Annotated in this window: 11 protein-coding genes; 5 read left to right on the top strand and 6 right to left on the bottom strand. The window is 54.9% G+C overall.

Going from position 1 to position 14,660, the window contains the following annotated elements; translation table 11 throughout:
• Window positions 1-37 precede the first annotated feature (37 nt).
• The 4 genes from WD071_RS00435 to WD071_RS00420 all read left to right on the top strand — a co-directional run bounded on the left by WD071_RS00435 (window position 38) and on the right by WD071_RS00420 (window position 3,840).
• Window positions 38-424: a PA2779 family protein gene (locus WD071_RS00435; RefSeq protein ID WP_368046308.1), complete on the top strand. Its 387-nt coding sequence runs from the start codon at window positions 38-40 to the stop codon at window positions 422-424.
• 148 nt (window positions 425-572) lie between these two features.
• A complete protein-coding gene (locus WD071_RS00430) occupies window positions 573-1,397 on the top strand; it encodes a response regulator (RefSeq protein ID WP_368046307.1) in 825 nt (274 codons plus the stop codon).
• Window positions 1,394-2,134, top strand: coding sequence for a Crp/Fnr family transcriptional regulator (locus WD071_RS00425; RefSeq protein WP_368046306.1), 741 nt, complete (start codon window positions 1,394-1,396; stop codon window positions 2,132-2,134). The genes WD071_RS00430 and WD071_RS00425 overlap by 4 nt, the downstream gene beginning before the upstream one ends.
• Before the next feature lie 2 nt (window positions 2,135-2,136).
• Entirely contained in the window at window positions 2,137-3,840 is a 1,704-nt protein-coding gene (locus WD071_RS00420; RefSeq protein ID WP_368046305.1) for an ATP-binding protein, read from the top strand.
• A 76-nt stretch (window positions 3,841-3,916) separates the two neighbouring features.
• Here WD071_RS00420 and WD071_RS00415 read toward each other — a convergent pair whose 3' ends face one another.
• The 6 genes from WD071_RS00415 to WD071_RS00390 form a co-directional block, all read right to left on the bottom strand.
• Window positions 3,917-5,071, bottom strand: a complete 1,155-nt coding sequence (locus WD071_RS00415; RefSeq protein ID WP_368046304.1) for an outer membrane beta-barrel protein — start codon at window positions 5,069-5,071, stop codon at window positions 3,917-3,919.
• A 231-nt stretch (window positions 5,072-5,302) separates the two neighbouring features.
• A complete protein-coding gene (locus tag WD071_RS00410; RefSeq protein WP_368046303.1) occupies window positions 5,303-5,452 on the bottom strand; it encodes a DUF3096 domain-containing protein in 150 nt (49 codons plus the stop codon).
• Between the two features lie 123 nt (window positions 5,453-5,575).
• Entirely contained in the window at window positions 5,576-6,463 is an 888-nt protein-coding gene (locus WD071_RS00405) for a sulfurtransferase (RefSeq protein WP_368046302.1), read from the bottom strand.
• 117 nt (window positions 6,464-6,580) lie between these two features.
• Complete coding sequence (locus WD071_RS00400; RefSeq protein WP_368046301.1) at window positions 6,581-7,858, bottom strand: ectonucleotide pyrophosphatase/phosphodiesterase; 1,278 nt, start codon at window positions 7,856-7,858, stop codon at window positions 6,581-6,583.
• 4 nt (window positions 7,859-7,862) lie between these two features.
• Window positions 7,863-11,084, bottom strand: a complete 3,222-nt coding sequence (locus WD071_RS00395; protein WP_368046300.1) for a carboxypeptidase regulatory-like domain-containing protein — start codon at window positions 11,082-11,084, stop codon at window positions 7,863-7,865.
• Between the two features lie 138 nt (window positions 11,085-11,222).
• Window positions 11,223-12,635, bottom strand: coding sequence for a dihydrolipoyl dehydrogenase (locus WD071_RS00390; protein WP_368046299.1), 1,413 nt, complete (start codon window positions 12,633-12,635; stop codon window positions 11,223-11,225).
• Between the two features lie 245 nt (window positions 12,636-12,880).
• On the opposite strand from WD071_RS00390, the gene ggt reads away from it, so the two are divergent.
• A complete protein-coding gene (gene ggt / locus WD071_RS00385) occupies window positions 12,881-14,650 on the top strand; it encodes a gamma-glutamyltransferase (RefSeq protein ID WP_368046298.1) in 1,770 nt (589 codons plus the stop codon).
• Window positions 14,651-14,660: the final 10 nt, after the last annotated feature.

The following is a 14,660-nucleotide window of genomic DNA, read 5'->3' as shown; positions in this document are numbered from 1 at the left end:
TAACAAAACCCAAATAACCAATAGAGGAAGTCAGTGCATGAAAATAATGAAACAGCTCAAAACCAGCACCGCCCTGTCAATCATTGCCGTTATGGCCGCCGTCAGCGTTCAGACACCCGCCATGGCAGAAATCATTACCACACCGGTACTGGCAAAACAGGCGAACATTCAGATGCAGCGTGAGGACGTGCGCTCATTCATGGCTCGTGATGATGTTCGTCAAGCCATGCTCGGTTATGGCGTAAACGCAAGCGATATTGATGCGCGCATCAATAACATGACTGAAAGTGAGCTGGCTGAACTGCAGAGTCAGATGGATACTTTGCCGGCAGGCAGCAGCGCGGTTGGTTTTGTGCTGGGTGTCATCCTGATCTTTGTATTGCTGGATGTGCTTGGCGCTACCGACGTATTCCCGGGAATCTGATAGCTGGTCAGGACGCAGGTAGTCCCGTTCTGACAGATATCAGCGTATCCATTTGCAGATTGCAGGCATGGTCAAATGCTGTCAATCTGCAAATGGAGCCAAGTGGTTATTTCCCCGGAACTATGTTGCCTTTGTCAAACGAGAAAGCATGATGTTGAATGCCGACGACTTTTTTAACGCCAAAATCCTGATTGTTGATGATCAGGAATCGAACGTAACCCTGCTTGAACTCCTGTTGGGCGAAACAGGCTACCGACAGGTAAGTTCATGCATGGATGCAACAGAAGTCTGTGCACTCCATCGCAAACATCAATATGACCTGATTCTGCTGGACCTGCAATTGCCTGACATGGACGGATTTCAGGTCATGGAAGCACTTAAAACAAACCTGAATGACCCTTATCTGCCAGTTATTGTGCTGACGGCTCAGCCCGGTCACAAACTGCGTGCCTTGCAGACAGGCGCGAAGGACTTCATCAGCAAACCATTCGATCTGATCGAAGTCAAAACGCGCATCCGCAATGTGCTGGAAGTTAAACTGCTGTACAAAAAACTCGACAACCATAACAAGTTGCTGGAGCAACAGGTACTGGAGCGAACTGCGGAGTTGCGCGAAAGCGAAGCCAGGTTTCGCAGCCTGACCGAACTGGCCGCTGACTGGTATTGGGAACAGGATGAACAGGGTAAGTTCACCAAGGTCTCCGGACCTGTGCTCGACATGCTGGGAATCAAGGTGGACTCCCATCTTAGTGACAACAGGCAGGCTGAAGTACCCGAGTGGGACAAGGACCAGCGCGCAGCATTGCAGAGCAAAATAGAGGCCAGACAGCCTTTTCTGGACTTCATGCTGCGCCGCACCCACAGCGATGGCACGCAACAGCAGTTCCGGGTCAGCGGACAACCCATGTTTAATGAAAATTGTGGTTTTGTTGGTTATCGCGGCATCGGTGTCGAGGTGATCGAAAAGTCATGAGCGCTCCAGCCACGCAGCCTAACCGGGTAGATAAAAACCACCTGCTGGCAGCACTGCCCGCTGAAGACCTGAAGCGTTTGCTACCGTCGCTTGAATCTGTGGTATTACCGCTGGGCGAGATGATCTATGAACCCGGTCGCCGACTGCATTATGCGTACTTTCCAACCACTTCAATTGTGTCATTACACTATGTGACCGCATCCGGCGCCTCGGCGGAAACCGCAGGCGTTGGCAATGAGGGTATGGTGGGTGTCACTCTTTTTATGGGCGGAGATACCACGTCGAGCTCGGCCGTTGTGCAGACCGCCGGTTATGCCTATCGAATGGAAGCCAGTGCATTAAAAAAGGAATTTAATCGTGCCGGGTTTATGCAGAGCTTATTACTTCGTTATACGCAGGCACTGATGACCCAGATGAGCCAGTCGGCTGTTTGCAATCGTCATCACTCAGTCGAACAACGTTTGTGCCGATGGTTGCTGCTCACACTTGATCGTTGCGAATCCAATGAACTGGTGATGACTCAAGAGCTTGTTGCCAACATGCTGGGGGTGCGGCGCGAAGGTATTACCGAGGCCGCCGGAAATCTGCAACGTGCCGGATTTATCAGCTCCCGTCGCGGACACATTGCTGTACTCGGCCGCGCCGGGCTGGAGAATGCCACATGCGAATGTTACGCGGTTGTCAAAAAAGAAATGGCCAGACTACTCCATGATGTCAAACATACCCAGGGCAATTAACAATGCAAGAACATGCGCGCGGCCATTCAGATGTCATCGCCTTAACTGAGGAAATAAAACATCAGGATGCACTATATAAAACTGCCGCCCTGCAGAACGCTATTTTTAACAGCGCTCACTTTTCCAGTGTCGCCACTGACGAACATGGTGTTATACAGATCTTTAATATCGGTGCCGAACGCATGCTTGGGTATAAGGCATCCGATGTTATAAACAAAATGACACCGTCAGATATATCTGACCGGCGTGAAATCCACGCACGGGCAAAAGCACTGAGTCTTGAACTTGGCATCGATATCAAACCCGGGTTTGAAGCCCTGGTATTCAAAGCCTCGCGTGGCATAGAAGATATTTACGAACTGACTTATATTCGCAAAGACAAAACCCGCCTGCCGGCCATTGTGTCAGTGACAGCATTGCGCAATGCCCAAAGCGAGATTATTGGCTATTTGCTGATTGGCACGGATAACACGGCACGCAAACAGATTGATGCTGAACGCAGGCACGTTGAATCCAGACTGCAATTGGCAATGGCTGCCGCAGAAAAGGCCAATCTGGCAAAATCCGAATTTTTGTCCGGCATGAGCCACGAATTGCGCACGCCGCTGAGCGCCATTCTGGGTTTTGCCCAACTGCTCGAAACCAGTAACCCTGCTCTTAGCCAGACTCAGCAACGCAGCGTTGATCAGATCCTGAAAGCCGGCTGGTACTTGCTTGATCTGATCAATGAAATCCTGGATCTGGCCCTGGTTGAATCCGGCAAAATGTCGCTCTCGATTGAGTCGGTTTCGCTGGCGAATGTGCTGCAGGAATGTCAGGAAATGACAGAATCACAAGCGAAACAGCAAGGGGTCAAGGTTTCCTTTCCAGGCAGAAACATACCGAAATATATCCAGGCGGACTATACCCGCATAAAGCAGATCCTTATCAACCTGCTTTCCAATGCCATAAAATATAATGGCAGAGATGGACTTGTTGTTGTTGGTTGCAGCGAGAGCGCATCCGGGCGTATCAGAATCAGCGTCGAGGACACGGGTGAAGGTCTGTCTGACTCACAGATTGCACAGCTGTTTCAGCCATTTAATCGTCTTGGTAAAGAGCTGAGCGCGGTAGAAGGTACCGGCATCGGTCTGGTAATGGCCAAACGATTGATTGAGTTGATGGGTGGCAAGATTGGCGTTCAAAGCGTTGTGGGCAAGGGCAGCACGTTCTGGGTTGAACTGGATTCAGGCGAGGCGCCCCGACTGTTGGTAGCGGCGGACGTCGCTTCCGCTAAACCACCTGAAGAGGCAGCGTTGCAACAATACACAATGCTGTACGTGGAAGATAATCCCGCCAATCAGATACTGGTAGAGGACCTTATTGCCCGGCGCCCTGATATTCGCCTGTTAAGTGCCGTCGATGGCATCTCCGGCGTAGAGATGGCGCTGTCCGCCAAGCCGGATATTATACTGATGGACATCAACCTTCCGGGCATCAATGGATTTCGTTTACTCGAGATTCTGGCTACGGATGCACGTACGGCCACCATCCCTGTTGTGGCAATGAGCGCGAACGCCATGCCCAGGGATATTGAAAAAGGTCTGGCTGCGGGATTTTTCCGTTACCTGACCAAACCCATTCGGGTCAATGAGTTTATGGATACGCTGGATATCACTATAAAACTTGTTGAAGCTAAGGATGCCCGAAATTTACAAAAAGAGTAGTGCCCGTAGCCCTGTTACCCGGCGCAAAAAAAAAGAGGCCTGATGGCCTCTTTTTTTTGGGGGGGGGATCGTCCGGTTATCGCGGGCGCGAGCCAGTCACTTCCACTTCCACACGACGATCAGGTGCCAGGCACGCAATCAACTGCGCGCGGGCAAGCTGGTTGCTGCACTGTGACATCGTGGTAACAGGATCATCACCGTTGACACCACGTGTACTGATTTTAGCGGCCGGGATATCGGCTGAATCAACCAGGTAATCCTTGACGGCAACAGCCCGTCTCTCGGACAAATTAAGGTTGTGCGCTCGTGAACCAAAGCGATCGGTATGGCCCGTAACAACGATGGTGTCGTAGTCCACACCGCGCAGATCTGCTACCAGTTTATCCAGCTCATCTCTGCCAGCCGGCGTTACGGTGGCGCTATCAAAACCAAACAACGAGTCAGCTGAGAGTGTGACACGAACGGGTGCTGGTGTTGGCGCAGGCGCAGGTGCCGGAGCTGCTGCCGGTTGTGGTGGCGCTACGGATACTGGCGCCCTGGCAGGTGCTGCTGCGACTGGTTGACCAAAACGATAAACCACACCAAATGAGACCATATCGACATCACTGTGTCTGAGCATACGATCGTTAATATCATAGCGCTCTGCTTCAAGCCGCAAGGCCACGTTGGTGTTAACGTCATATTGAAGACCAACACCGAATTTATGGCTGGTATCAAGACTACGGTCGGCAAACGGGTCGACGCTCACCTGGCCGTAGCCACGATAACTGTCCTTGCTTTCATAGCGCGTACCACCAATACGCCCGAATGCGTAAAGCTGCTCACTCAATGGCAACCTGCCCACAAGATCAATATTCACACCACGAAACTTGGTGTCCGCGGTAAAGACCGCAGTGTTGTCCATAAAGGTCCTGTAGGAAAATTCGCCCAGGGAAAAATATCCGCCTTCAAGGGCGAAATACTGATTCATCTGGTAACCGCCGTACACCTTGAAGCCGATATCATCGTCGTTATTTTCCAGGCGAACATGGTTGTAACCATCAGCACGCTGGGCGGCAACAATACCGCTGCTGTCCATGTCTGCATCTGTCTGTCCAATGCTTGCGCCTGCGTACCAGCCTGGCTCCGCCGCCGCCACGACCTGACTGCTGGCCAGCGTCAAGGCAACAAGGCCCATCATCAGTGGTTTGTTGGTACGGCTAAAACTATTGCGTAGAGTTACATTCTTCATATATTCCCCCAGGGGATCTAACGTATTTTTATGGGATTTTGTGGATAACAGCCCTTGATGAGCCAAAAGGAGATTGAGCCGCACTGCTTTGTTCCGACAGCATTTAGCGGGCAGCACTTACTCCGACCGCGCGATTGTCAACGGTCGGCGTTTTGCGTACTGTTCGCTAACGCACATCCAGGGGGGGCAACGTATAAAATAGTGTGGAGTAGTGTAAATTAGTGTAAAAAGTCAGCTGAAGTTGAAAGAAGTCGTACCCAGCAGACCAAGAACACCGACACATATCAGATAGATTGCAACGATGTAGTTGAGCAGCCGTGGCATCAGCAATATCAGGATTCCGGCGATCAGTGAAATTAGCGGCGTCAGTGCAATTGTCATACGTTTCTTCCTTGGTAAAAGTTATCTGAATGCCGGGTGTCATCTGCAATCAATCCGGCAGATGACCATAAAGCCAGTATTTCAATTCGCATTCAGTGCGCTAGCGCACAAAGCAGTGCCTGCTCAATTGTTCGCCGGCTCATTGATCATGGGGCGGTCAGGATCCATGGCCCACTCAGCCATACTCTCGGCGTACAGGCGGGTATTTTCATAACCGCCCAGCTCACTGATGGCAAACCAGTCAATAGAACCCAAATGCCCGGTATTACAGAACGTCACGGTAAGAGCTGCATTCGGAACAACGACAGCATCCAGCAACGTACCCATCTCATCCCCGCTCTTCATGCGGTTGCCGTCAAACAATGACTCGAAGCTGAGATTGCTTGCGCCCGGCAAGGTACCGGCACGCGCTGCCGACGCCTGCTCTCCGACGAAATATGGCTGCGGGCGGGCATCAATGATCTGAGCATCACCGCCGTCGACCAGACCTTCCATTTGCTCTGTGGTCACTCGATACATGTCACTCCACTGCGGCTGGAAATCCGAAGCGCTGACAGACACCGGCTCGGCACTGACCGGCAATCCAACAGCCTGCCAGGCGGCAAAGCCTCCATTCAGGATTGCCAGCGTCTCCACGCCCAGCGACTTTAACGTCCAGTACACACGCGTAGAAGCACCCATGTCTACAGACCCGCTGCCACCATGCACCAGCACCACCGGCGAGTCAGCAGTAATTCCCAGTTCCTGAACGATACGCGTCAGCGCCGGCAATGCAGGCAGTTGACCCGCATTCTCCTGCGGCCCGCGGAATTGCCCATAGGGCGCGGACACGGCACCCGGGATGTGACCCTCGTCATAGTTCCCGGTCAAATGAAGCACACGGATACCCTGCTCGCCTGCGAGCAATTCGGATAATTGCGCGGGCTCCAGCAAAGGTGCCCAGCCTTGAGGGGCGGCAAAGGTTATGCCAGGGACAAGGATAAGCCATAACAGTAGCAGTGTTCGTTTCATAGCAGGATGCTCCCGGTTCAACGCGCAATCAGCAGCGCGGGGACCACAATAGACCTAATCTATCCTGTTATGCAATTCCAGGTACTGATCCAGATCATCCATTGCCTGCCTGACCAATCAATCGGGCCAAAACAGCGGCGCGATCCGGCGGGCACTGCCATCATTGTCTGCCGGGATGATGCCCAGTGTGCGGGTCAGTATGCCGTAGATGTCCACCACATGCAGAGGCTCCACCGTCACCCCTTGCCGGAAAGCCGGGCCACTGACAATGAGCCCCGCATGCATGTCGCGATGCTGCGGCGAAAAACCATGCGTTGCCCGCGGCCCCCGAAAGTCAACATTGCGCTTGGACACCAGCCAGCCATTGTCGGGTATGATCACCAGATCAGGCGCCCGTAACGGATGCGACAGCCGAAACCAGTCCGGGAACTGCGACTTGCGATACACCTTCATATTGGGGTGCGCCAGCGCCAGTGCCTGATACACGTCTTCCACGGCATCGGCGTCACCGTGGAACGCCACAAACGTAGCATTACCCTGTCGTTCACCGCTAAGCTGTGGACTGTGCAACATAGAGAAGTCGACGTAATCATCCAGATAAATGATACGGTCGCCGGACAGGTCGGTCATGCCGTGATCACCCACCACCACAATGTTGGTGTGAGAAAGCATGCCGCGCTCTGCCAGACCATCCAACAGTCTCGACAGTACCGCGTCTACCTCGGCCACCGCCTGCCGCTCTTCGACGCTGTCTACACCGGAAGCATGGCCAGCAGAGTCAACAGCTTCAAAATACAGACTGATGAATCCCGGTCGTTCAGGCACGGGCAAATCCACCCATTCCAACACTTGTTGAACACGCGCGATCATCGGCACGCTGCCGTCGTACTGAAGCCAGTAGCTTGGCAGGGTGCCTGCCACCGGTGCCGCTGATCCGACCCAGAACATGGTTGCCGCACGCACGCCCTGCTGCTCCGCAGTTACCCAGATGGGTTCACCCTGAAACCAGCGCGCATCATTCTGGTCACTCATGCGGAACGTGGTTTCAAGCTCGGGTGCGTAGGTGGTGTTATCCATCACACCATTATTTTCCGGGTACAGTCCGGTGGCAATGGCATAAAAGTTGGGAAAGGTTTTTGATGGCAACACAGGAATAAGACCCTGTGCGCGCACACCCTGCTCCGCCAACCGGTGCAGCGTGGGTGCCGGATGGCGATCGATAATGTCCCAGCGCAGGCCATCAATGCCGATCAGCAGAGTGATTGGCCGGTGATCAGACCTGTCGGCTGCGGTCGCCAAAAATGGCAGCGAGAGCATACCCGTAGAGACCACCAGCACCACAGCGAACACCCGGATTTTCATCCGGGTGTGCCAAACGCGGTGCAAACTGTTCATCAATTCAGAATTCAAACTGAATGCCCAGTCGTACTTGCCACAGTGACTGCGTTTCCTGCAGATCGCTGACACTCTTCGGGTTGAAACGTTCAAACACATACTGCCCCTGATCGTTTAGTGATTGCGTGACAACATCCGGCGAGAAGAATTGCGCATCATATTGATGCCCCCACTCGTCATTGATCATATTCAGCAGGTTATAGACTTTAACATAAACACGCGCATTGGCGCCGTCGAAGAACACCGGCAACTCCTGATCCAGGCGCAGATCCATACGCGAGGTCCAACGCGAGTACACGTCATTTCGCGTCTGAAAGCCCTGACTCAGTCCGTTGGCATCGATGAAATCGGAGAATGCGGCAACATCAAAGTTCGGACCCACCACAACGTTGGGGTCATTGGGGCCAGGCACGTACAGCAGGTGGCGGCGATTGCCGCTGTTGCTGCCTTCCAGTCCGCGGCTGCTCATCACGTAACTTTGTGGCTGGCCTTTGGCGCGGAACCATTGCATGGTGGCGCGGGTTTCGTAACCGAGCAGGAACTCACGACCATAGCTGACCCGGGCTGTGAACCGGTGCGGTGTTTCATAGTTGGATGTACCGGCTCTGGGGTTGTTGATATCAGACAACGCCAGGTTGGTAAAGTTGGAGCCTGCCACCGAAGATGTCATCGGGCTGAGATCTTCCGCCTGCGTATAAGCGTAGCCAAAGGTCCAGTCCAGGCCCCAGTCGTAGGTCTGTCGGGCCAGCAGGGACAAGGAATGGCTCTTCGTAGACTCGCTGGAGTTGGTCAACATGTAATTGCTCTGACCACGTACATTTGCATAGATCGGCTGGCCCGCTGATGTGGTATCAACGACGTCCTGTGCCACATCGACGTAGAAAGCAGGATCATTGGCCACCGAGTATAGGTAGTCGCCTTCCAGCGTGGTTCCTGTCGGCAAGGTATACGTGGCGCCCAGAGCAAATTTCCATTCGGAAGGCTGCTCGTAGTTCGGATCGATCAGCACCAGGAAACTGTCCGAGGCGCTGGCTGCGGTTGTTGCAGCAACCTGATCGCGCATTGCTTGAGGCACATCGTAACCGGGGCGCTGGCTGCCGCTGAGCACGTAGTCACCCAGCACTGACAGGCTGTCATTGTTGCGATCGCGTACCTGCACATTGGATAAACCGTCATTACTCCAGGCATTGGAAAGCCACACGTTGGGATTACCACCGGAATACAGACCCAGACCGCCACGCACGGTCAGCTCATCGCTGGCCTCCCAGGTAAAGCCCAGTCGCGGCATCAACAGGTCAAGGCCATCAATATTGGCGTCATTGCGCAGACCACCGTTGAGATCGGCAAACGCCTGGTTGAACTTGGGGCGATCGTTACTGGTGAACCAGTCGTAACGCAAGCCACCAACCAACGTCAGTGCATAGTCATCAAGACGAAACTCGTCCTGTACGTACAATGTATTCAGAACATTGCTGAAACTGGCGGCAGCGTCTTCCGGATTGTTGGTGCCACCACCACTGCCATAATAAATATCAGTAGGAATACCCAGTTCAAAATGGTCAATGCCGGTCAGGCCACAGGCGGGGTCTGCTTGCCGACCCGCGGCAGTCAGCGCATCACAGGACGCAGGGTTATTGGCAGACAGGTCTTCGAAGCGATACTCACCACCGCGTGCGTGCTGCAGAAACTGGTTGAAGACAAACAGATCATCACGCTCATAACCAACGGTTACCACATGCTCATTCCACAGGTATTCTGCGGAAAACTTCATGAAGTCGGATTCCGTGGCAAGGCTGTTGGCCTGGCGGGAGTCATCAGCACCCAGGTAGACGGTGTTGCTGCCCATGCGGATCTGCATTTCAGCAAAATCTTTGGGGCCTACCGTTACCTGCGAGTCATCCATGGTATTGCGGCTGATAAACAGATCGGTCGACAGTGCGCTGCTCCACTGTGATGACAGTTTGAAAGTCAGGGTTTCGGATTCAGAGCCTTTGCGGTAAAAGTGATTGGCGAATTCGAATTCGTTGCTGTCAGAATCCGAGGCACGGTCTTCAATACCATCATAAAAGTTGTAGATCACCGTGGCATCGTGCTGCTCATTGATATTCCAGTCCATGCGCAACATGTACTTTTCTTCAGTCTGAGCGCCGTCAGAGGGCATGCCACCCCCATCATAGTCATACAGGTCGTTGGCAATCGTGTTGATACGATTGAAATCTGACTGGCTCAGCCACGGTCGCTCAACGCCATTGCCGGAACCGGCAAAGCCCTGGGCAATAAACTCGGGCGTCTCGGTTTCCTCATAGGCACCAAACAGGAACAGACGGTCACGTATTAACGGACCACCAAGGCTGAAGCCGCGTTTCTCCTCTTTGTAGTCGGGACTGTCGAATGTCGATTCGTCGCCGTCCACGGTCAAAGAATCGCCGCGCATATCCTGGTTGTTGTATTCATAAAACGCGGTACCGGTGAAGTCATTACCACCGGACCTGGTCACGGCATTGATGTTACAGGCGGTAAAGCCGCCATAAGTGACATCAAACGGGGCCAGCTCTACGGCGACCTGAGCAACCGCCTCGAACGGAAATGGCATGCCGGTGGCGGTGGAGTAACCGTTGCTGTTCAGGCCGAAGCGGTCATTCTGGCTGACGCCGTCAAGGCTGACGCTATTGTAGCGAGGGTGTTTACCAACACAATTGATTGCTGAGCCGCTGTCCAGATTGAGACGCGGGTCGTACATGAATACATCTTTGATATCGCGATCAAAGGCCACCGATGTCTCAAGATCGAATGTGGAGAAAGTTGCTGCCGGACCAGAAGCCACATCAACGATGGTGCCGGAGCGCCCCAGCACAACAATTTCCTCTACGGGTGCCGTGTCCATATCAATGGAGAGGTTGTATATATCACCCAGGGCGATGGAGTCGATGACCACAGTGCGGCCGTTGGCTGTGACCCGGTATGGGCCGCCCACTGACAGGTTGGTGGCATAGAACGCGCCTGATGCATTGGTTTGCAGGGTGCGAGTAGCACCGGTTCGGGTGTCTTCAATGACAATGGTGGTGTTGGCTTGTGGTGAGCCGTTGCTGTCATTGACCCGGCCCCGAATCGCCGAGCTCATGTCCTGTGCAAAGACAGGCACCGACAAGCCGATGCCCAACCCCAATGCCAGCAGAACTGAACTGGCCAGCACTTTTTTCTTTAAATTTTTGTTTGATGAATACATACCCGCTCCCATGCAGAGTGATGACTGAGGGAGTCACTCTAGGGGATGTATGCGACAGCATGGTGAAGGATTCGTGGCAGTGATGTGACCATTCCATGGCAATGGCAATGGCAATGGCAAACTGATGCAAGACTGCGCTCAGTCCAGCGCATCATGCCCGATGTCCGGGCAACGGGCGAGATCCGACTTGCCCTTGTCAGGTAGCTGTTTGGCCAGATCGCGCAGCGCACTGCGCAGGCCTTCTTCAACAACCGGATGATAAAACGGCATGGCCAGCATATCCTGCACCGTCATCTGATGTTCAATCGCCAGCGCCAGCAAGTGCGCCAGATGCTCAGCTTCGGGTACGCACATGTCAGCGCCCAGTAGCCTGCCGCTTTGGCTGTCGGCATGCACGCGCAGCACGCCGGCGGTTTCGCCCTTGATGCGCACGCGGCCCTGACGGGAGAAGTCGGCTGATCCGGTAACACGACTTTCCTCAGGAGTCTCGGATAAAGCCTTGCCCACATGCGCTATCTGCGGCGAACTAAACACAATGGCCAAGGGTGTGCGGCGGCAGAAGCCTGCAGCAGTGGCATCGGGCGCCGCGAACTGGCTGGCGATATAACCTTCGTCAGCGGCCTCGTGCAACAGCGGGATATGACCATTGGCATCGCCAGCCAGAAACACCGACGTATCGCCTATACGCAGTGTTGTCGGATCGATCTGCGGCATGCCTTTGTCACTCAGCGGCACGCCCAGTGATTCGAGCCCCAGTCTGTCGATATTGGGGCGTCGGCCCATCGCCGCCAGCACAAGGTCGGCATCAAAGCTGCCACCGGCACCTGTCACGCGGATTCTGTGCCCGGCGTCTTCCAGTTCGGCAGGCCCACCCAGATGCAGCCTTACCTCCCTTTCCAGCAGCGGCCGGAAAGCAGCCAAAACCTGATCGTCACCAATGCCCGCCAATCTGCCACTGTTGTCAAACGCGGCCACCGTAATACCCAGACGAGACAGGGCTTGTGCCATCTCGACACCGATAGCTCCCATGCCAATCACCGCGATGCGCTGCGGCAGGTCCGACTGCTCAAACAGGGAGTCTGTGGTCAGAATACGGTTACCGTAAGCGCGCCAGGATTCAGGGACCACCGGACGACTGCCCGGTGCCAGAATGATGGCGCGGGCCCGGATCTCTGTACCGTTAACCTCGATGCGCCCCGGCCCTGTCAGGCGGGCAAACCCTTTTATCGCTCGTTTGCCCAGCTCTTCAGGCACCGATTCGGGCCCTTTGACAAAACCATCGCGGAGTTTGCGCACATGAGCCAGCACGGCGGGTATGTCGGCGTGCATCGCCTCGGCCCCTTGCAGACCAAAGCCGGGAAACAACTTGCGGTGATGAAAGGCATTGGCCACTTCAATCAAGGCCTTCGAGGGCATGCAACCCACGGCCGCGCAGGTGGTGCCCCAATGCCCGTCATTTACCAGCACAAAGTCGTCGGTATAACGACGCACTTCACGCAAGGCTGACAAGCCTGCGGTGCCTGCCCCGACGATCACCGTATCCACTTTCATATACCACTCCCGACGCCACTTATTTCAATGTTGCCCGCCTGCCGGACACACCGGTATTTTCCCGACGACTCCTGATCATGGTAGACGACTCCTGATCATGGTAAGTGAAGCGCATGAAAATATTAAGCATTGTTATGACTTATCTGGTGTTGTGCCCTGGTTGATGTTGTGCCAGGACAAAAACGGCTATATCCTCAGTGTCATAAAACCTGATCCCGTTCACTGATACCGGAAACCATTCTGTCATGAGATTTACTGTTGCTATCCTGAGTCTGGCGATACTCGCCGCCTGTTCCGAACCCGATAATACATCTGACCTTGGATCCGCCAGCCCTGACTCAAGCGATGCCCCGCCGACTGCTGAGGGTGACAAAGCCTGGTCGCTCGGTTATATGGCCGCGGTGGCCAATCCCGATGCCACTGATGCTGCTGTGCAAATGCTGGCACGAGGTGGACACGCTGTGGATGCTGCGATAGCCGCACATGCGGTATTAGGGCTGGTAGAACCCGAGAGCTCGGGGCTGGGCGGCGGCGGTTTTATGGTGGTGTACGAGCAAGCGACACAAAACGTGCGCTTCCTGGATGGGCGCGAAACAGCCCCGGCAGGTGCAAGCCCTGACATGTTCATGCAGGACGGCGAGCCGGGCGGTTTTCTGGATGCCTGGCAAAGTGGCAATGCCGTCGGCGCGCCGGGCACCATTGCCCTGTATAAAATGGCGCACGACAACTATGGCAAACTGCCCTGGGCGGATTTGTTTGCACCGGCCATTCGTCTGGCCAGCGAGGGGTTTGAGGTTACCGCAAAAATGGCTGGGTACCTGCCGCAAATGGCGCAGATATCCATGCTGGACGAAAACCCCGGCGCCGCCGAGTATTTCTATCCTGACGGCGAACCCATCCAGGCCGGCAGCATCCTGCGCAACCCCGACTATGCCAATACCCTGCAACGTGTCGCCGATGAGGGCCCCGAGGCCTTCTATCACGGTGAAATAGCCGAAGCCATCGCTGCGTCTGCCCAGGCCGGCGACAACGGTGGCAGTCTGACCGTCGCCGATATCGCCGGGTACGAAGCTGTGGAACGCGAAGCTATTTGTGGCACATGGCGCTCACTGAATATCTGTTCAGCCACGCCGCCCTCATCCGGTGCCATGCAGATCATGGTTGCCAATCTGTACGACCAACTCCTGCCAGAGAATCCGTCCCGGGAACAACAGGTCAAAGCCTTTGTAGATGCCCAGCGCCTGGCCTATGCCGACCGGGATTACTATTTTGGTGACCCGGACCACGTAACCGTGCCTGTGCAACAGTTGCTCAGTACGCAGTATCTGCAACACCGCGCTGACAATCCTGCTGCGCCGGGTGCAACGCCGCAACACGGCAACCCGACCGCCGTGCTGGGCGAGGGCAACGCTGCGGTCTGGGCCGCAGACAGCACACTGGAGCCAGCGGGCACAACACACCTGTCCATTATTGATAGCGAAGGCAATGCCGTGTCGGCAACCATGACCGTGGAATCGGCATTCGGCTCGGGCCGCTGGGCCGCAGGTTTTCTGCTCAACAACGAAATGACCGACTTTGCCCGCGAATTTTATGCCGACCAGCCTGAGGCCGCCAATATGATCAGACCTGGCGCCCGCCCGCGCTCGTCGATGTCACCTACCGTCATCCTGGACAGTGACAACGAACTGTACATGGTCACCGGGTCACCTGGCGGCAACTCCATTCCGGCGTATACAGCCAAATCCATACTGAGCATCGTTGACTGGGGCATGACGGTCGAAGAAGCGGTGGCATTCCCCAACATCATTGCACGGGGTGACACTGTGCGCGTGGAAATCAACCGCGAGCCGGGCCAGGCGCAGGCAGACTACCTGCGCGAAGCCGGTTACGACGTTCGGGAGAGCGACGGTGAAAATTCCGGTCTGCACGTCATTCTGGTGACCGAAGACGGATTAATCGGTGCGGCCGACCCGCGACGTGAAGGCACGGTAGCAGCCGGGTTCGTGGGTCAATAAAACCCGGCGT

The sequence above is a fragment of the Pseudohongiella sp. genome (assembly GCF_040877505.1).
Classification (GTDB): domain Bacteria; phylum Pseudomonadota; class Gammaproteobacteria; order Pseudomonadales; family Pseudohongiellaceae; genus Pseudohongiella.
Note: the sequence above shows the minus strand (reverse complement) of the source record. Positions and strands in the feature narration are given on the sequence as shown.